Genomic DNA, 18,583 nt, shown 5'->3' on the forward strand with positions numbered 1-18,583 from the left:
TCAATCCTTGGGATGCTGTGCTGAATAGGTAAAATGGCTTGGCAGATCGGCGAGCCGCGGCAGCGTCTTGTCCTTGTCGGACGATACCATGTCTCTCTCATCGAAGGGCCAGCGGATGCCGATCGCCGGATCGTTCCACGCGATGCCACGATCATGCTGCGGGCTGTAAGGTGCGGTTACCTTGTAGCTGATGATGCTGTTCGGCTCGAGCGTTGCGAATCCGTGTGCGAAACCGGCCGGTACCCAGACCTGCATGCCGTTTTCCGGCGAGAGATCCTGAGAGAGCCATTTGCCGAAGCTCGGTGATCCCCAGCGGATATCGACGACGACATCCATGATCCGGCCGGCAAGGCAGCGCACCAGCTTGCCCTGTGCGAAGGGTCGTATCTGGAAATGCAGCCCCCGGACGGTGCCGGCCTGCGCCGAAAGCGATTCATTGTCCTGGATGAACGTGACGTCGGCCACATTTTCCCGGAACCAGGCATCCTTGAATACCTCGGAGAAGTAGCCGCGGTGATCGCCGAAGCGTGGCGGCGTGATCGCAACGATGCCCTCGATGGCCGTCGTCTCAATACGCATGACTTACCCTTTCTGCGCCTTCATCAAGCGCCCGCCCTCATGACGCTCATCAGCATGTCCGCCTGCGAGCGGCTCTGCATGGCCGCAAGGCCCTTCGCGGCAATGGCATCGCGCTCGTCGGCATCTGCGATCAGCTTGTAGCAGCGCTCGATCATGTCGTCGTAGGGCTCGATTGCCAAGCCGCCGATGAAAGGCTGGAGGTCCGGATCGCGGATGTCGCCTTCCGTTAGCACGCAAACGCGATTGGCAAGCAGATAGGAAATGCGGACGATCTCGAAGACGCCGCTCGCATAGTGATGGATGTTTATGACGATCTTGGCGCGGGCAATCGCCGCATCACGTTCCGCACCATAGATGTTGAAGAGATGCACGACCTTGAGCCCACCCTCTTCAAGCGTCTTCAGGATGTGGTGGCGGCGCTCGTTCATCGAGCCATAGAAGAGCACGTCTATATCCTTGACGACGGCATGCTGGATCTGGCTCAGGCAACTGTTGTAACCGATTTCGAGCACACCGGCGTGATCGATACCCTTGGCGGCAAGGTTTTCGCGGTTGCGCGGGCTGTAGTCGAGCACCGGCATCGCCCGCAGGATCGACATATAGCGCGAATTGATCCAGATGCTTTCTTCGGACACCTGCTCGAGATTGATGATGACACTGTCCTTCGGCAGATGATCGACGATTTCGGCCGGAAGCAGGTTGCCGCCATAAATGATCGGCGCACGGTCCGCGAACTCGTTCATGTCTCTGACGATCGGTGCAGAACCGCCCAGCTCATGGAAGGCACCCTGCAGACCGAGCGCAACCTCGTCGAAGGCGTGGCTGTGACTGTAATTGGCAGGCGTCACGATCCAGATGCAATGGCGATCCTTGTGGGCCTGCCATCCGCCGGCAAAGGGCTGCAATGCGTTGCGAAGCGACTGCTCGATCTTTTGGGCGGCGGGTGTCTCGGTACGCACAGCCTGCTGCGGCGCCGGGGAGGCGCCGGAAGCCTGCGGAGCATAGGCATGCATCAGTTCGCGGCCACCCGTGAACTGGCCGCGCGGCATCCAGGCCGGCGGATCATCGGCGAACCAGATAAGGTGCGGCTGCTTGATCAGTGGTTGGCGGCCCTCCTGCCAAGAGGCCAAGTGGGCCTCGTCGGGGCTCTGAAGAAAAGCTTCCTTGGCGGTGAAGAGACCATGCAGCATCCGGCCGAGACGGACACCGAACTTCCACTCGAAATCGGCAGGCGCCGGCACGAAGGCGGCGATCTTCAATCCGGAGGCGGCAGCCTGCTGGACATAGAGCCCGAGCAGACGCTCGATCACGAAGGGGCGCATCGTCGCGTTGGCGTCGCGTGAATACTGCGCCGAACCGGCATAGGCAATGCCCGCTGGCGTGCCGCGGCGCGCTTCATTTTCCAGCGATTCCAGAATGCCTTCGCAAAAGGCGAAATATCCGGACCAGAACTTCCTGTTGCCGCAGAAATAGTTGCAGAACATGAAGGCGGTTTTGTCTTGCGGCGGCGCGATCGGATAGCCGAGCTGCTGGATATGCAGGAAGATCGGCTCCATGCCTGGACGGCCGCCAAGCAGCGAATGCTCCCAGACGTTGCTGTAGATCGCGGCGTGGCCGATCAGCGGATTGTAGAGATAGGCGTCCGCACCTTCCGCCCTGGCCTTTTCCGCCTCGGCAACGAAGGATGGGAAGCTCGTGACGGACTTCATCTCGAATTTGCTGGACAGCAGTCCCCAGAACACGTCCTCGCCGAGGCCGATCGCCTCGTGCTGCGCATGCAGGATACGGAAGAGCTCGTATTCGCGGGTCGCAGCCTGCGGGTTGAATGAGATGTCGAGCGGTACGGCAGCCCCGTCGAGCTGGCTGCGCTGCGAAGGGCCGAGATAAGGCTGGTAGATAATGACGGACCCCGTGCCGGCAGCTTTCTCGGTGAGAAGCGCCAGATCAGGAAGACCGGCGGGCAGAGCGGAAACGGGCTGATTGATCGTCAAGGCATCATCCTCAGTGCATGGTCGCCGTCTCCGCGATTCACGAAACGGCATTCGGGCTGGTCTAGGAGCCGACTATTGGACGTGAAGCTTGCGCCACACTGTTTCCAGGACTTTCTCTGGTCAGCCTGGAGGGATTGCAGGGGCTCGACCTATCCGGGGTCGGTTTTCTCTACAGCGCCGCGCGTCTTTTCAGACGCGCAAAGGACGCTGTAGCACTTTGAATCGCTGCATAATTTTGTCCTTAAATCGATTCCGATTTAAGGAATTATGCAATAGCCAGCTTTGCTCGCTCAGCCGCTTCTGCTGCCAGTATCGCAAAGACTTGCGATACTACGTTTGGGATTGCCTCGGTTTATACGCCGGTTCTATAGACACCATCGTTCGATACGGTAGCCATATCTCCGAACAAGAACCCAGGCAGGTTGTTGCCATAGAGCTCGGCCAACCGCTTGATTAGAAGATAGCTTCCCAGACGCTCCTGGCAAAATGAGATCGCACGTTTCTGCACGGGATCTTCGGCTTGAAACGGTTGATATCGTTTCGCAAATTCAAGAGACGGCGCCACAAGGCGCACAAAAGTATCCAGCCACCAGTCCGTCGGATATGTGCCGAGCTCAATGCCTCCAGGAACCAGAGTGCTGGAATTAAAAAAATGCAAAGCTTCGGCTTGCGGTAAAGTATTTGCTTCGACTGAAAACGCCGTATATCTGAAAAAGTCAACAATATTGTGGCAGCCTGCATAGTGATACGATATGTTATGGAGATTCAATGGACGAGGCAGAAAGAAACTCTCTGAAAAAAACGCCGGATTCTCTGGTCTTGTGATTTCTACTTCTTCTGAAGTTGCTATATTCATGCCGGGATATTCGGGATTCGGCGTTCCGATGTTTAGTCTTGTTAAAAATTTACGATACTGCCAGATGGTAATGTTGCGAGGTTTTACAGTTTCTTCCGAAACGACTTTCGCGATGACTAGCGTTCCCAGCGATCCTGACAATTTCGCGTGAATCTCCTCCGGCTCGCTGAAAAAATCATAGCCGGCAATGACATCCATTCCCTTGTTTTCCAAAGGAGGCTTAGAATTGAGCCATATGATTTTCGCGCCCTCGGGAGGAGGGTAGCTCGGCAAATCCTTATGGCAAACAATGAAAACGGTCATATTTGTGATCAGCCTCTTATGGATGGGGAGTTTCTGCCGGCTGCAATTACCACGCGGCTCGCCCGTCAATGCTTAGTTGTGTCAAGGTGGCGGACGTCAGGATTCCAAGCGTTTCTGCCTCTTGTCAGCGACTCTAAAGCGCGTTCCTTGCGCGTAGCAGGTGCGAAGTCCGGACCCATCCGGGGATGAAGTCGGGTGCTGCAAGCTGAGGTCGTCGATATCCTTTTGCTTAAGCTTGCAGTTGGCGATATCGGCAAATGTCAGCAAGCCCGCAATGGCGCGCGCTATGTTGCCCGCTTGGTGGAATTCCCTACCGCGAAAACTGAATGATCTCGCCGTTGTACTGCGTGCGTGCCGTCTCGCGGAAGCCGAGCTTGGCTGCGACCCGCAGCGAGGCCTGGTTCTCGGGGCTGATGATGCAGCTCATCGGTTTTCCGGGAAAATGCATTTCCGCCCAGCCGATCAGGACGGTCAGCGCCTCGGTGGCATAACCGCGGCCGTGTGCCGAAGGCATCAGCGCCCAGCCGACCTCCATCGTCCCCTCGATAGACGGTTCCATCTCGCGGCGGGCTTCGAGGAAGCCCGCTTCACCGATGAACCGGCCGCTCTCCTTTTCTACGATCGCGAGAAAGCCGAAGCCCATATGGTGCCACATGCCGGCAACGCGCAGCATGCGGCTCCAGCTCTGCTCGCGCGTCGATGGCGCGCCGGTGATGAAGCGCACGACATCCTCGTCCGCCCACAGCGCTGCATGCGCGTCGAAATCGTCGAGGCGGTGAGGGCGAAGCTTCAGACGCGCCGTTTCGAGGGTCGGAATGTCGATCACGATGGGTCCTTGTGAAAAAACACGTCCTCAGGCGCCGGGCTCGCCGTCCCAATAGTCGAGGTCGCCTTCCCGCCGCCCGATGTGGCGGAAGCGCCTGGCTTCTGTACCGTCTCTATTCGTCTTGGCAAGGAACTTTCCGGAATCGGGATATTCGACGATCTCGGTCTTCGCCATCGTCGAAATGCCGAGATAGACGAGTGTGGCCGTGCCGGTGTTGATGATCTGGTGCGCCGTTTCCGGTCCGCCGGCCGGCGCGCCGAGCACGTCGCCCGCCTTGATCGCATGGCGCGCATCGCCGAAGCGGTATTCGCCGGTACCGGCGATCACATAGAAAAGCTCGTCTTCGACGTGATGGTTGTGGAAGGGGCAGCCGGATTTGCCGGGCGGTACCTCGTTGTAGCTGACGCCCAGACCGGCCAGGCCGAGAAGCGGGCCGAAAGAGGTGTCGGTGCTCTCATAGAGCTCGCCCTGTGTCCAGTGGTCGAGCTTGAGATCGGCGGTATTGATCGCCGCTTTTGCTTCCGTCGTCATGATGGTCCTCCTGTTGCAGGAGGAGAAACTATCATCGCGCCGGAAAATTCAATGCTTATCTCGGAAATCCCCGGCATGGGCGGAGAGGAGCCCGCCGCCCATGCTTTGAGCGCCGAGCGTGCAATACGCTAAGACGCTCTATCGCTTCCAATCCCACGCATAGCCCAAAAATCGATCCGATTTTCGGGGTATGCGCTGGAGCCGTCAACGAACGTAGAAGGTGAAGCTCCCATCGGCCGCCTGCTCGGCATTGACGACATTGCGAATATTGACACCCTCATTGTTGAGCCGGTGGGCAAGCGACTTGTTGGCGTCGATCGAGGCCTGGATGCCGCGGATAGCCTGGCCGGAGCGTTGCGGTGCGGAGTGTGGGCCGCTCGTCTCGTCGTCGAAGTTGCGCCAGTTGTAAACCTCCTGGACATTGAAGTCATTGCCCTGGTAGCTCCTGAGCGTCTGCTCGATGCCTTGAGGGGTGTTCATCCCAAGGCTTTCGGCCCGGCTGACGCCGGCAAAGGCGAGGGAGGAGAGGGTTGCAGCGATAGTGATGGTGAGAACGCGGTGCATGATTTGTATCCTTTCATCTGCTTAGACGGTCGGCTGTCGTTGCAGGGGATCGTCTGCGTCACGACATGGAATTGGCGTTCTCCCATTCGCGATTCAATGGGTTAAGCCACTGAAAATCCATTAAGAATTGTTCATGAAAACTGCCTTCGAATTGCCGCTTTCCAGGCGTCCGGGAAAGCTGATTTCAGAGGCCTGCCCAGCCGTGCATACAGGGCGCGGCTATCCCCTTGCAGATATTTCCTCTTTCCCATTGCGGCATCGGGCGAAATTGCTTGCCATTCGGACGAAGGCATGTTTTGACCGCGGGCTGCCGAGCGGGTAAATGTCCCGCCAACCGAAGGTGAACCATGTCGAGAGAGACCGCTCCCCATATTTTGATCGTCGAGGCCCGCTTCTACGACGACATGGCCGACGCCCTGCTCGAAGGCGCGACCTTCGCATTGACGGAGGCCGGCGCCACCTTCGAGGTCGTCACCGTTCCCGGCGCACTGGAAATTCCGGCGGCGATTGCCATGTCGCTTGATGGAGACGACAATGGCGGAACGCATTACGACGGCTATGTCGCCCTTGGCATGGTCATTCGCGGCGAGACCTATCACTTCGATATCGTGTCGAACGAATCCTCGCGCGCCTTGATGGATCTTGCGGTCAGCGAGTCCCTTGCCATCGGCAATGGCATCCTGACCGTCGAAAACGACGAGCAGGCCTGGACGCGCGTGCGCCGCTCGGAAAAGGACAAGGGCGGATTTGCCGCTCGTGCAGCTCTGACCATGATCGAGCTGAAGCAGAAACTGGGTGCATAACGAATGAACGACGACAAGACGGAACGGCCGGTCAAGACTGCGAACCAGCGGGGCGCTGCCCGTCTTGCTGCCGTTCAGGCACTGTATCAGATGGATGTCGGCGGCACGGGCGTTCTGGAGATCGTGGCTGAATACGAGGCGCACCGTCTTGGTCAGGAAATCGATGGCGAGACTTATCTGAAAGCCGATGCAGCCTGGTTCCGTTCCATCGTCTCCGGTGTCGTGCGCGATCAGGTCCGCCTCGATCCGCTGATTGCCGCAGCTCTGCAGGATGATTGGGCCTTGTCGCGCCTTGACAGCACTGTGCGCGCCATCCTGCGCGCCGGCGTTTTCGAGATCACCGACCGCAAGGACGTGCCGGTGGCGGTCATCGTCACCGAATATGTCGAGATCGCCCAGGCCTTCTTCGACGACGACGAGCCGAAGCTCGTCAATGCCGTGCTCGACCGCATCGCAAAGCAGGTTCGCGGCGAGGCGAACAAGTAAGTCTTTAGCCGCCAAACAATCCCCCTACGTCTTTCTTCGTACCGCAATGGTTTTCGCCCGTTGCGGTCTTGACGCCACGTGATCGACCAAGCAATCTCCGCACCGCTTAGCTGTGGCATTTCTGTGGAGAGGAAGGCGATTCGGCGGCGTATCTGCCGGAGAAGGAGTGAGCTCCGGCCTATGGGAGGAAAGAGCGAAATGACGATTCTTTTATGCGTAATCGCATGCGGTCTGCTCTCGGTGGTTTATGCCGCCTGGGCAACCCGGTCGGTGCTTGCCGCCGATCAGGGCAACAGCCGCATGCAGGAGATCGCGGGCTATATCCGCGAAGGTGCGCAAGCCTATCTGACGCGCCAGTACAGAACCATTGCCATTGTCGGCGTTGTTGTTTTCATTTTAGCCTGGCTGCTTCTTTCCGGCGAGGCCGCGATCGGCTTCCTGATTGGCGCCGTGCTTTCCGGTGCTGCTGGTTTCATCGGCATGCACGTCTCCGTCCGCGCCAATGTGCGCACCGCTCAGGCGGCTTCCGTCAGCCTTTCCGCCGGCCTCGACATCGCCTTCAAGTCGGGTGCGATCACCGGCATGCTGGTGGCTGGCCTGGCGCTGCTCGGCGTCTCTATCTATTATACGATCTTGACCGTCGGGCTCGGCCATGAGAGCGGCTCGCGCGAAGTCATCGATGCGCTGGTGGCGCTCGGCTTCGGCGCGTCACTGATCTCGATCTTCGCCCGTCTCGGCGGCGGCATCTTCACCAAGGGCGCCGATGTCGGCGGCGATCTGGTCGGCAAGGTGGAAGCTGGCATTCCCGAAGACGATCCGCGCAACCCGGCAACGATCGCCGATAATGTCGGCGACAATGTCGGCGACTGCGCCGGTATGGCGGCCGACCTCTTCGAAACCTATGCGGTCTCGGTCGTCGCCACCATGGTTCTCGCCGCGATCTTCTTTGCCGGGGCGCCGATCCTCCAGTCTGCGATGGTCTATCCGCTGGCAATCTGCGGTGCCTGCATCATCACCTCGATCATCGGCACCTTCTTCGTCAAGCTCGGCTCAAACGGCTCGATCATGGGCGCTCTCTACAAGGGCCTCATCGTCACCGGCCTGCTGTCGATCGTCGGTCTTGGCGCTGCCACTTCGCTCACCATCGGCTGGGGGTCGATCGGCTCCGTCGGAGGCGCCGACATATCAGGCGCGAACCTCTTCTTCTGCGGCATCATCGGCCTCGTCGTCACCGCGCTGATCGTCGTGATCACTGAATATTATACCGGCACGGGCAAGCGCCCGGTCGTCTCGATCGCCCAGGCCTCGGTCACCGGTCACGGCACCAACGTCATCCAGGGCCTGGCCGTTTCACTGGAATCGACGGCACTGCCGGCGATCGTCATCGTTGGCGGCATTCTCGCCACCTACCAGCTCGGCGGCCTGTTCGGCACGGGCATTGCGGTCACGGCCATGCTCGGCATCGCCGGAATGATCGTCGCGCTCGACGCATTCGGACCGGTGACGGACAATGCAGGCGGTATCGCCGAAATGGCGCATCTGCCGCCGGAGGTTCGTAAATCCACCGATGCGCTCGATGCCGTCGGCAATACGACCAAGGCCGTCACCAAGGGCTATGCCATCGGTTCTGCCGGTCTCGGCGCCCTGGTTCTTTTCGCGGCCTACTCCTACGACCTCAAATATTTTGCGGCGAATGGCGACAAGTTCCCTTATTTCGCCGGCATCGGCGAAATTTCCTTCGATCTTTCCAACCCTTACGTGGTGGCGGGATTGATCTTCGGAGGTCTCATTCCCTACCTCTTCGGCGGCATCGCGATGACCGCCGTCGGCCGTGCGGCCGGCGCGATCGTCGAGGAAGTCCGCCGTCAGTTCAAGGAAAAGCCCGGCATCATGCAGGGCACGGAAAAGCCGGACTATGGCAGGGCGGTCGACATTCTGACCAAGGCTGCCATCCGCGAGATGATCGTGCCGTCGCTGCTGCCGGTGCTGGCGCCGATCGTGGTCTATTTCGGCGTGCTTCTCATCTCCGGTTCCAAGGCCTCCGCCTTTGCCGCCCTCGGCGCATCGCTGCTCGGCGTCATCATCAACGGCCTCTTCGTCGCCATCTCGATGACATCGGGCGGTGGCGCCTGGGACAATGCCAAGAAAAGCTTCGAAGACGGTTTCGTCGACAAGGACGGCGTGCGTCACATGAAGGGTTCGGATGCGCACAAGGCTTCCGTCACCGGCGATACAGTCGGCGATCCCTACAAGGACACCGCCGGCCCCGCCGTCAACCCGGCGATCAAGATCACCAACATCGTCGCGCTGCTGCTGCTGGCCGTTCTCGCCGGATAAACAACGGCCGGCTTGGCACACTTCAAGCTGACGCTGCGACCATTAAAAAAACCCGCCGGAGCGATCCGGCGGGTTTTCGTATCAGGCGTGTCCGATCAGCGCAGGCTGCTTGGATTCTGTGGCGTGCCGCCGGCGCCACCGCCGAACAGGCTGCGGGCAGCACTCGCGGCGCTGCCGCCGGAAAGCATCTGTTGCAGGAAGGTGAGTTCCTTGCCGCCGGTCGGCGTGACGCGTCCGATCGTGTCGAAAACCTTGCCGTCCTGCAGCGCATAGTTGGCGCGGCGGCTGACGACGCCGTCCTTGTCGAAATAGATCGCCAGAACGCTCTGATCGACGACCTTCAGTTTCTGGAAGGCGACCGCACGCGTGCGCCGCTGCGAGATGTAATAGAAGACTTCGCCGTCGAAGGTCGCCGTCGTCGACGGGGTACCGAGCGAAAGCAGCACCTGCTCGCGGCTGGAGCCTTCCGGAACGAGGTTCAGCGACTGCTGGTCGGCGACGTAGCCACCGTTGAGAACGGTGCTGGTCTGGCAACCGGAAAGAGCGGTAGTGGAGGCAATTATGAGGGCAATGGCCGCACTGCTGAAGAATTTCATGTCAGACTTGAAATACCGTTTCTTCAACGACATCTACTCCCTGTGAGTGTCGATAGCAGCCATTCTGGGCCTTGCACGCTTTCCTCCTGCAAAACCATTGTGGCCATTCCGGGTCGAATTTCCCGAATTCGCTTCGCTGACGCATCGAAGGCGTCGTCCCGAAACTGGCCATGATCGGCATTGCAATTCGCGCCTGCTTCGGTAAACCAGCTTTCGAAATCATGCAACAAGGCCAGACGCCAGCCGGCATGAAGAATGAGGCATTTCCGGAAAAAACAATGATCCTCGGGCTCTTCCGCAAGAAAAACAACAATCAGGCGATCGTCGACAGGCAATATGCGGCGTTGGCGGCGGCCGCGCGCATGCCGGAACTCTACGAGCGGCTCAATGTGCCGGATACGGTCATGGGCCGTTTCGAGATGCTGTCGATAGTCATGATTCTGTTTTTTCGCCGCACCCGTGCTTCCGCCACCAGCGGCCAGGAGATCGCCCAGGAGATCGTCGACGCTTTCTTCCAGGATATCGACTATTCGATCCGCGAACTCGGCATCGGCGACAACAGTGTGCCGAAGCGCATGAAGAAGCTCGCCGGTATGTTCTACGGCCGGCTCGAAGCCTATTCGAAGGCGATGGACACAGGCGATGCCGAAGCCCTCGCTCTTGCCCTTCAGCGCAATATTTACCCCGAAACCGCGACGCCGGCCGATATGTCCGGTCTCGCCGGGTGGATGATGGCCGCAGAATCGCATCTGTCCGCCGTTGCCGAAGAGGTAATCGCCACCGGTTCGGCAACGCTGCCGCCGGTCGCCTGCCCACCGGTCACCTGAAGGAGGAAACGATGCAGAATGATCGGGACGATGTTCCCTTCTCCTATCAAGTCAAGGTCGGCCACATCTCGGCCAACCCCGTCGAGGTCCATGTTGAGGCCGATTCCAGCGAACTGAAGGCGTTGGCCCGGACCTGGAACGTCGTCTCCGTCGACGATCTCAGCGCCGATCTGCAGATTGCCCGCTGGAAGCGCGACGGCGTGCGCATCAAGGGCCGCGTGCAGGCGAAGATTGTCCAGTCCTGCGTCGTGACGCTGGAGCCGGTCGAATCCGCCATCGACGAGAGCTTCGAGCAGATCTTCGTGCCGGAGGGCTCCAAGCTCGCCCGTCAGGCCGGCAACGACGCCGGCGAGATGCTGCTCGATCCCGACGGTCCCGATCTGCCCGAAAACTTTGTCGGCGATACGATCGACGCCGGCGAAGTGGTTGCCGAATTCGCCGCTCTGGCGATCGATCCCTATCCGCGCAAGCCGGGTATCGAATTCGCCGGCCATGTCGAAGACAGCGGCGAAGACGACAAAAAGCCCTCCGCTTTCGCGGCTCTCAAGGACTGGAAAAAGGACTGAAGCCCCTCTGGCATTTGACACAATTCAGTTGTAAGCGACGCCAAAACCGGTATTTTGGCCGAAATTTCGCCCTCGGCGAAAAGAAGGATCAGGGACGCGTGATCAGAATATCTCTCGACCTCATGGGTGGCGACTTTGGTCCCCAGGTTGTCATCCCCGGCGCCGCCAAGGCGTTGGATCGGCATCCGGATATTTCCTTCGTTCTCTATGGTCTCAAGGAACAGTGCGATCCGGTTCTCGCCAAGTTTCCGAAGCTCAGGGAAAAATCGCTCTTTCACGACTGCGAGCTTGCCGTCGCTATGGATGAGAAGCCGAGCCAGGCGTTGCGCCGTGGCCGCTACATCTCCACCATGTGGCGTTCGATCGAGGCGGTGAAGACGGGTGACGCCGACGTCGCGGTCTCGGCCGGCAACACCGGCGCGCTGATGGCCATGGCGAAGTTCTGTCTGCGCACCATGGCCAATATCGAGCGTCCGGCGATTGCCGCGATCTGGCCGACGCTGAAGGGTGAGAGCATCGTGCTCGATGTTGGGGCGACGATCGGCGCCGATGCCCAGCAGCTGATGGATTTTGCCCTGATGGGCGGCGCCATGGCGCGCGCTCTTTTCGAGGTCGAACGTCCGACGGTCGGTCTTCTGAACGTCGGCGTCGAGGAGATGAAAGGCCAGGAGGAGGTCAAGGAGGCCGGCCGGCTGTTGCGCGAGGCGAATATCGATTCGCTCGAATATTCCGGCTTCGTCGAGGGCAACGACCTTGGCAAGGGCACAGTCGACGTCGTTGTCACCGAAGGATTTTCCGGCAATATCGCGCTGAAGACCGCCGAAGGCACCGCCAAGCAGATCGGTGAATATCTGCGTGCCGCCATGTCGCGCACGCTGCTCGCCCGTATCGGCTACCTCTTCGCCAAAAGCGCCTTCGACATGCTTCGCGAGAAGCTCGATCCGAGCAAGGTCAATGGCGGCGTGTTTCTCGGCCTGAACGGCATTGTCATCAAGAGCCATGGCGGGGCGAATGCAGAAGGCATCGCAGCCGCCATCGAAGTCGGCTACGACATGGCCAAGAACGGCCTCAATCAGAAAATAGAAAACGATCTTAAGAAATATCATGCCAAGCGGCTGCCCCCGATGGGCCCGGAAGCGGCATGAGCGATGGGGTTCAATCAAAGATGATCCGTTCAGTGGTTCGCGGGTTCGGAGCCGCACTTCCGAAGCGCGTAATGACCAATCGTGACATGGAGGCCATCGTCGATACATCGGACGAATGGATCGTCCAGCGTACCGGCATCCGGCAGCGTTATGTCGCCGGTGATGACGAAACGACGGCGTCGCTCGGCGAGGCGGCTGCGCGCGCAGCGCTTGCCAATGGCGGCCTGACGCCTGCCGATATCGATCTTGTCATCTGCGCCACCTCGACGCCTGACAACACGTTTCCGGCGACGTCAGTCAACATCCAGAACCGGCTCGGCATGAGCCACGGCTTCGCCTTCGACGTCCAGGCCGTCTGCACCGGTTTCGTCTATGCGGTGACGACCGCGGATGCCTATATCCGCGGCGGGCTGGCAAAGCGCGTTCTCGTCATCGGCGCCGAAACTTTTTCGCGCATTCTCGACTGGAACGACCGCACCACCTGCGTGCTTTTCGGCGACGGCGCCGGCGCGATCATCCTCGAAGCGACCGGCGGCGAGGGTACCGTTAGCGATCGCGGCGTGCTGACCGCACATCTGCGTTCCGACGGCTCGCACAAGGAAAAGCTCTATGTCGATGGCGGCCCGTCGACGACGGGCACTGTCGGCAAGCTGCGCATGGAAGGCCGCGAGGTCTTCAAATACGCCGTCGGCATGATCACCGATGTTATCCAGGCGGCTTTCGATTCGACCGGCACCACTGCCGATGACCTCGACTGGCTGGTACCGCACCAGGCCAATCGCCGCATTATCGACGGTTCGGCGAAGAAGCTGAACATCGATGCCGCGAAGGTGGTCATCACCGTAGACCTGCACGGCAATACGTCGGCCGCCTCGATCCCGTTGGCGCTTGCGACTGCTGCCGGCGACGGCCGCATCAAGAAGGGCGACCTGGTGATGCTCGAAGCGATGGGCGGCGGCTTTACCTGGGGTGCGGTTCTGCTGCGCTGGTAGGCACGAAACCTAAAAAACTGGCGGCGAACAAGAGCTTGACCGTAAGGCGCAAGACAAATACTCTTCGTGCGATTTCACAAAATATTTTGTATGGGCGGGGAAACCATGACCGGAAAAACAGTGACGCGAGCAGACCTGGCGGAATCCGTTTTCCGAAAGGTCGGGCTTTCCCGGACCGAATCTGCCGAACTGGTCGAAACCGTCATCGACGAGATCTGCAACGCCATCGTGCGTGGTGAAACCGTCAAGCTTTCCTCCTTCGCCACCTTCCAGGTGCGCGACAAGAACGAGCGGATCGGCCGCAACCCGAAGACCGGCGAGGAGGTTCCGATTTCCCCCCGCCGGGTCATGACCTTCAAGGCGTCGAACGTGTTGAAGACACGCATCCTCAAATCGCATGTCGCTCGCAAGATCAAGCTGAAGCCGCTGAATCCGGCTCCCTGATAATCGGCTTCCCGTTTCGGAAACGGCTTTTTTCTCTCTCGCGCTCTCCATCCTTGTGCGCAACGTCAAGACATGACTTGAATTGTCGGCGCCAAACCGTTGAAATATGATGAGTCGCCGTAGAATCGAGCCGCGAGGTCGCGTAGCAGCATGACGTTGGACAAGAGCCCCGATGCCTTTCGCACCATCAGCGAAGTCGCAGACGATCTTGATCTGCCGCAGCATGTGCTGCGCTTCTGGGAGACGCGGTTTCCCCAGATAAAGCCGATGAAGCGCGGCGGCGGCCGTCGCTACTATCGGCCGGAGGACGTGGACCTCCTCAAGGGCATCCGGCATTTGCTCTATGATCATGGCTATACGATCAAGGGTGTGCAGAAGCTTCTGAAGACCAATGGCAACAAGTTCGTCATATCGGTCGGCCATGGCGACCTCGCCAGCGTCGAGGCGCTTGCGTCGGGCGTGCAGGACACGGGTGCCGGGGAACCGCGCGTCGGCATGGCTGACGAAGACCAGATCGTCGGCCGCGCCAAGCCGCCGATCACCCGCCGGTTCTTCAATTTCGTCGCCGGAGACGACGAGCAGGAAGTCTCGATCGGCAAATCGAGCGTTGGCAAGGAAGACAGGGCGCTGCTGCAGGAGGCACTCTACGACCTCCTGGAATGCAAGCGTCTGCTCGATCAGGTGCGCTGAACAGGAAAGTCAGGCTTCGCTAAGCCGCTTCATCGCCTGTTCGAGTTCGCTGAGCTGGAAGGGTTTTTGCAACACGGGCAGCGTGCTTGGGCTGCTGCCATCAGGCGGTGTGCCGTATCCCGTCGCATAGAGATAGGGTTTTCCGCGTTCGTCGAGCAGCTTTGCGACCGGCAACGAACTCTGCCCGGCAAGCGAGACGTCGAGAATTGCAGCGTCGAACTCCGTATCCCTGGCGGCTGTCAGCGCTCGTTCCAGGTCGGGCGCGCTGGCGCAGACCCGGTAGCCGAGATCGGCAAGCATGTCCTCAAGCAGCATGGCAATCAGCGCGTCGTCTTCGACGATGAATATGTCTTTCATGATCCCGTTCACCCATTGCCCCTTGCTAAAGCATGTCGCGCAAAAGTGTGCTGCGGTTTTGCGATAACGACATGCGTAAAAACAAAGATCTAAAGCGCAAGGAGCGAATCTGAAAGATTGCGACACGCTTTAGGCATGAGGTTTATGTGGCCGCTTGCACGGCTCGTCAAGACGTCGTGGCCGGCAGTGCGAGAAACAGCATATTGCCGGTTGAAATTCGATATGCAAAAGCTGGAGTGCCGTCTCCGCAACGGCTCCTGCATAATTTCCTTAAATCGGAATCGATTTATGAATAAATTATGCAGCAATTCAAAGCGTTGCAGCGTCTTTTGCGGCTCTCGAAAAGACGCGCGGCGCTGTAAGAAGGGGTGTCGAATGGATTTGCTGAGTGCCACGGATTGGCTGCGTCACAGGCCAGGTTTTACATATCCGCTGGCCATTGCCTTCGTTGGCCTGACGTTTCTTCTGAGGCTTGCCGCCAGGGACACTCTCTCCGAGTTTCCCTTCCTGAGCTTCCTTCCGGCGATATTGCTCGCGAGTTTCATAGGCGGCGCCGGGCCGGGCTTTGTCGCGACCCTGGTTGCCGGTTTCATTGTCCAGCAGTTTTTCGTCGAGCCGCACAATGTTTTCTGGCCGGCCAGCGCCGCCCAATGGGTCGGGCTTTCCGCCTATCTCATCAATGCCGTGATCATCGTCGGGCTGATGGAGATGATCATCATCGCCCATGGCAGGCAGAGCCGCCTTCGCAGCGAACTCAACAGCTTCAACACGCGCCTCGAACAGACAGTGGTCCAGCGCACTGCCGAGCTCAGGCACGAGATGGAAGAGAATGCCGCCGCTCAGGCGCAGGTCCGCCAGTTGCAGAAGATGGAAACGATTGGCCAACTGACCGGCGGCGTCGCCCATGATTTCAACAACATGCTGGCAATTATCATCGGCAACCTCGATCTCGCCCAACGGCGCCTGACCGGCAGTGAGGATCCTCGCCTGCTATATTCCATCCAGAATGCCAGAGATGGTGCGCAGAGAGCGGCGGTGCTGACCGCGCGTCTTCTCGCCTTCTCGCGCCAGCAACCGCTCGCCCCGGAGGTGATCGACCTCAACAAGCTGGTCGGCGGCATGTCGGAGCTGCTGCGGCGCACGCTCGGCGAGCACATCCGGATCGAGACCGTGCTTGCCGGCGGCCTTTGGCCGAGCTTTGCCGATTTGAGCCAGCTCGAGAATGCCATCCTGAACCTTGCCGTCAACGCTCGCGATGCCATGCCTGGCGGCGGAAATCTGACGATCGAGACCGCCAATACCGAACTCGACGAGCGATATTCGCGCATGCATTCGGAGGTCGAAGCAGGTCAATATGTGATGATCAGCATCACCGACACCGGCACCGGCATGTCGCCGGAGGTGATCGAACGCGCCTTCGACCCGTTCTACACGACCAAGGGACCCGGCAAAGGCACAGGTCTCGGCCTCAGCCAGGTCTACGGCTACATCAAACAGAGCGGCGGCCACATCAAGATCTATTCAGAGATCGACAGCGGCACGACGGTGAAGATCTATCTTCCCCGTCATGTCGGCGCGGCGGACGCCCGCTTGAGCGCCGCCGGCGCCCAGCCGATTCCTCAGGGCAGCTTCAATGATACGATCCTGGTGGTCGAAGACGATGAGCACGTCCGCACCATGACCGCCGAAAGCCTGCATGAACTCGGCTACACCGTGTTGCAGGCGGCAAGCGGCATGGAGGCGCTTCTCCTGCTCGAAGAAAATCCGGACGTCGACCTGATCTTTACCGATATCGTCATGCCCCAGATGAGCGGGCGCCAGCTTGCCGATATCGTCCAGGAAAAATGGCCGACGATCCGGATCCTCTACACGACGGGCTACACCCGCAATGCCATCGTCCATAATGGCGTGCTTGATCACGGCGTTTCCCTGCTTGCCAAGCCCTTCAGCCTGGAGCAGCTCGCTCATAAGATCCGCGAGCTTCTGAATGTTGCGGTGAGGGTGGGAGACGAGCGGACGTGAAGCCGGAATACGGCCGCACGTCCGCAATTCTCTATCCGCGTTATTCCAAGACCTGGATGATGCGATGCGTCTTCGGTTCGACGATCACGCGCCGCTCGTTGACGACCGTATAGCCATAGCCGTCGACATCAGGCACGGTATGCACTTCGACAGTATCGGGCAGCGTCGCGCCGACCGCGATATCGCCGTCATAGACGACGGATGGTGTGTTCTGCTCCATCACATAGGTGCGCACCTCGCCGGGCAATACGACGGAGCCGGTCGGTGCGGGATCGGTGACGATGACGGTGCTCTGCGCGAAGGCGGCGGAGCTGATGGTCAGTATGGCGGCCGCAGCCAGCATGGTCTTGCGCATGGGATGTTCTCCTTTTCCTACCCCAGACATCAAGGCAACGCTGGCCATGCAGCATAGTTCCCCGCGGGCTTGTCCACAGCAGAAGACAGGCGCAATGAGAGCAATTAAGTTGTTACTAAATTAATTTCTGCATCATACGGTTGAGCTGCCTGAACAATGCTCGAAAAGAGTTCATCCGGTGATGTTAGAGCTCGCTTGTTTACTTTTCGCTAACCATGTTGGACGTTTATTCTGAACGGACGACCAACCGGTCGTTGATTCGGCGATCCGTCGCGTTTCGGCTTGCGAATGGATCTCTAGAAGACGATTGCGGCGGCTCGAGACATGCGCTTGCGAAAGACGATATTGCTGGTGGCCGTGGCGGGCACGATGGCCGCCTGCACATCGACAGGCGGTGTGCGCCAGCCGTCGGCGCCGGAAACCGTAGCGCCTGAAAAGGCGCTGGTCCTGCCGCCGCCGGGCGGTCCGTCGATCGTCAGCGTCGTCGAGCGCAAGCGCGGCAACGGCGTCGAGCAGACGATATCGCTGTTTACCTCATCCTCCGTGCCCGGTCAGAATTTCCTGAAAATCCAGTTCTTCGGCGCTTCGGGGGCCAATCCCGGCGCCGGCAATGCCGGCTTCAGCAAGATCAATGAGAGCGGCATTGCCCGCGAGGTGGCTCGTTCGGCCCCGGGCGTGCCGATGGCGATGTCGGCGACCTTCCTGCTGAACGCCTATGGCCCCTTCGGTTATGCTTCCGGCCGAAGCGGTGCCGGCGACACCTGCATCTATGCCTGGCAGCAGATCCGCTCGAGCGCTGCTGCCAATACCCAGGCGCGCAATTTCGGCATGATCCAGCTGCGCCTGCGTCTCTGCGATGCGGGTGCCAGCGAGCGCCAGCTGCTCGGCATCGTCTATGGCTACACCGTCACCGGCACCTTCGACGGCGAGGTCTGGAACCCTTACGGCAATCCGCCGCCTGCCGATGCTGCACTCGGACGCGCCGGCGCGCCGATCTATCCCGACGAAGGTGGTTACCGCGGCAGCCCGATGCCGATCGGCTACGAGCCGGCGCCTGCCATTGTCCGCCGGCCGCGGGCAGCTGTCGTTCGCAGCACCTCCACCGCGCAACCGGCTCAAGGCGTTGCACCGGTGCCCGCGCCCATCGGCCCGCGCGTGCCGCTGCCTGGCGAGGCGCCGCAGACGAGTGCAAGGCCGGATGCGGTCGCTGCGCCAATCGAACAATCGGTAAGGGCGATCGGCGTCACCGTCCCTTCGCCGGACTGCATAGGCGACGCGGCCATGACGGCCGCCTGCCGACGATAATGAGCATG

General features: G+C 59.9%; 20 protein-coding genes. 11 read left to right on the forward strand and 9 right to left on the reverse strand.

What is annotated here, in order from left to right; all coding sequences use genetic code 11:
- The 6 genes from rfbC to RlegSU303_RS06565 all read right to left on the reverse strand — a co-directional run bounded on the left by rfbC (position 1) and on the right by RlegSU303_RS06565 (position 5,650).
- Positions 1–579 (reverse strand): dTDP-4-dehydrorhamnose 3,5-epimerase, encoded by a 579-nt coding sequence (gene rfbC / locus RlegSU303_RS06540; protein WP_168279940.1) that lies wholly within the window; start codon positions 577–579, stop codon positions 1–3.
- 23 nt (positions 580–602) lie between these two features.
- Positions 603–2,570 carry a glycosyltransferase family 1 protein gene (locus RlegSU303_RS06545; RefSeq protein ID WP_168279939.1) on the reverse strand — a complete coding sequence of 656 codons (1,968 nt, stop codon included), beginning with the start codon at positions 2,568–2,570 and terminating at the stop codon, positions 603–605.
- Between the two features lie 352 nt (positions 2,571–2,922).
- Entirely contained in the window at positions 2,923–3,729 is an 807-nt protein-coding gene (locus RlegSU303_RS06550; RefSeq protein WP_017959873.1) for a hypothetical protein, read from the reverse strand.
- Positions 3,730–4,039: 310 nt separating this feature from the next.
- A complete protein-coding gene (locus RlegSU303_RS06555) occupies positions 4,040–4,555 on the reverse strand; it encodes a GNAT family N-acetyltransferase (RefSeq protein WP_017959874.1) in 516 nt (171 codons plus the stop codon).
- Positions 4,556–4,582: 27 nt separating this feature from the next.
- Positions 4,583–5,086, reverse strand: a complete 504-nt coding sequence (locus RlegSU303_RS06560) for a cupin domain-containing protein (protein WP_131630093.1) — start codon at positions 5,084–5,086, stop codon at positions 4,583–4,585.
- A 204-nt stretch (positions 5,087–5,290) separates the two neighbouring features.
- Complete coding sequence (locus tag RlegSU303_RS06565; RefSeq protein WP_072638854.1) at positions 5,291–5,650, reverse strand: hypothetical protein; 360 nt, start codon at positions 5,648–5,650, stop codon at positions 5,291–5,293.
- 347 nt (positions 5,651–5,997) lie between these two features.
- Here RlegSU303_RS06565 and ribH point away from each other — a divergent pair, with 347 nt between their 5' ends.
- The 3 genes from ribH to RlegSU303_RS06580 all read left to right on the forward strand — a co-directional run bounded on the left by ribH (position 5,998) and on the right by RlegSU303_RS06580 (position 9,276).
- On the forward strand, positions 5,998–6,453 hold the full coding sequence (gene ribH, locus RlegSU303_RS06570; protein WP_003547214.1) for a 6,7-dimethyl-8-ribityllumazine synthase: 456 nt from the start codon (positions 5,998–6,000) through the stop codon (positions 6,451–6,453).
- 3 nt (positions 6,454–6,456) lie between these two features.
- A complete protein-coding gene (gene nusB / locus RlegSU303_RS06575) occupies positions 6,457–6,939 on the forward strand; it encodes a transcription antitermination factor NusB (protein ID WP_131630094.1) in 483 nt (160 codons plus the stop codon).
- Between the two features lie 198 nt (positions 6,940–7,137).
- Positions 7,138–9,276 carry a sodium-translocating pyrophosphatase gene (locus RlegSU303_RS06580; RefSeq protein ID WP_131644717.1) on the forward strand — a complete coding sequence of 713 codons (2,139 nt, stop codon included), beginning with the start codon at positions 7,138–7,140 and terminating at the stop codon, positions 9,274–9,276.
- A 95-nt stretch (positions 9,277–9,371) separates the two neighbouring features.
- Here RlegSU303_RS06580 and RlegSU303_RS06585 read toward each other — a convergent pair whose 3' ends face one another.
- A complete protein-coding gene (locus RlegSU303_RS06585; RefSeq protein WP_020049423.1) occupies positions 9,372–9,905 on the reverse strand; it encodes an outer membrane protein assembly factor BamE in 534 nt (177 codons plus the stop codon).
- Between the two features lie 137 nt (positions 9,906–10,042).
- On the opposite strand from RlegSU303_RS06585, the gene RlegSU303_RS06590 reads away from it, so the two are divergent.
- The 6 genes from RlegSU303_RS06590 to RlegSU303_RS06615 all read left to right on the forward strand — a co-directional run bounded on the left by RlegSU303_RS06590 (position 10,043) and on the right by RlegSU303_RS06615 (position 14,536).
- A complete protein-coding gene (locus RlegSU303_RS06590; protein WP_163878619.1) occupies positions 10,043–10,699 on the forward strand; it encodes a ubiquinol-cytochrome C chaperone family protein in 657 nt (218 codons plus the stop codon).
- A gap of 11 nt (positions 10,700–10,710) precedes the next feature.
- The gene (locus tag RlegSU303_RS06595) at positions 10,711–11,265 is read left to right on the forward strand and encodes a YceD family protein (protein ID WP_168279935.1); all 555 of its coding nucleotides are present in this window, start codon (positions 10,711–10,713) and stop codon (positions 11,263–11,265) included.
- A 98-nt stretch (positions 11,266–11,363) separates the two neighbouring features.
- Positions 11,364–12,410 (forward strand): phosphate acyltransferase PlsX, encoded by a 1,047-nt coding sequence (gene plsX / locus RlegSU303_RS06600; protein WP_026158621.1) that lies wholly within the window; start codon positions 11,364–11,366, stop codon positions 12,408–12,410.
- Between the two features lie 20 nt (positions 12,411–12,430).
- Positions 12,431–13,402, forward strand: coding sequence for a beta-ketoacyl-ACP synthase III (locus tag RlegSU303_RS06605; RefSeq protein WP_231283592.1), 972 nt, complete (start codon positions 12,431–12,433; stop codon positions 13,400–13,402).
- Between the two features lie 105 nt (positions 13,403–13,507).
- Positions 13,508–13,846 carry an integration host factor subunit alpha gene (locus tag RlegSU303_RS06610; protein ID WP_003547228.1) on the forward strand — a complete coding sequence of 113 codons (339 nt, stop codon included), beginning with the start codon at positions 13,508–13,510 and terminating at the stop codon, positions 13,844–13,846.
- Between the two features lie 150 nt (positions 13,847–13,996).
- Entirely contained in the window at positions 13,997–14,536 is a 540-nt protein-coding gene (locus RlegSU303_RS06615; protein WP_003558354.1) for a MerR family transcriptional regulator, read from the forward strand.
- A gap of 9 nt (positions 14,537–14,545) precedes the next feature.
- On the opposite strand, the gene RlegSU303_RS06620 is transcribed toward RlegSU303_RS06615, so the two are convergent.
- Positions 14,546–14,893 (reverse strand): response regulator, encoded by a 348-nt coding sequence (locus RlegSU303_RS06620; protein WP_168279934.1) that lies wholly within the window; start codon positions 14,891–14,893, stop codon positions 14,546–14,548.
- A gap of 375 nt (positions 14,894–15,268) precedes the next feature.
- Between RlegSU303_RS06620 and RlegSU303_RS06625 the strand changes: the two genes are divergently transcribed.
- Positions 15,269–16,915, forward strand: coding sequence for an ATP-binding protein (locus RlegSU303_RS06625; RefSeq protein ID WP_168279933.1), 1,647 nt, complete (start codon positions 15,269–15,271; stop codon positions 16,913–16,915).
- A gap of 40 nt (positions 16,916–16,955) precedes the next feature.
- Here the strand turns inward: RlegSU303_RS06625 and RlegSU303_RS06630 are convergent, their stop codons facing one another.
- The gene (locus RlegSU303_RS06630; protein WP_131708377.1) at positions 16,956–17,270 is read right to left on the reverse strand and encodes a DUF1236 domain-containing protein; all 315 of its coding nucleotides are present in this window, start codon (positions 17,268–17,270) and stop codon (positions 16,956–16,958) included.
- 324 nt (positions 17,271–17,594) lie between these two features.
- On the opposite strand from RlegSU303_RS06630, the gene bcsN reads away from it, so the two are divergent.
- The gene (gene bcsN, locus RlegSU303_RS06635) at positions 17,595–18,575 is read left to right on the forward strand and encodes a cellulose biosynthesis protein BcsN (RefSeq protein ID WP_168279932.1); all 981 of its coding nucleotides are present in this window, start codon (positions 17,595–17,597) and stop codon (positions 18,573–18,575) included.
- Positions 18,576–18,583 lie beyond the last annotated feature (8 nt).

Origin of the sequence: Rhizobium sp. SU303 (assembly GCF_021052345.1) — a bacterium.
GTDB lineage: Bacteria > Pseudomonadota > Alphaproteobacteria > Rhizobiales > Rhizobiaceae > Rhizobium > Rhizobium laguerreae.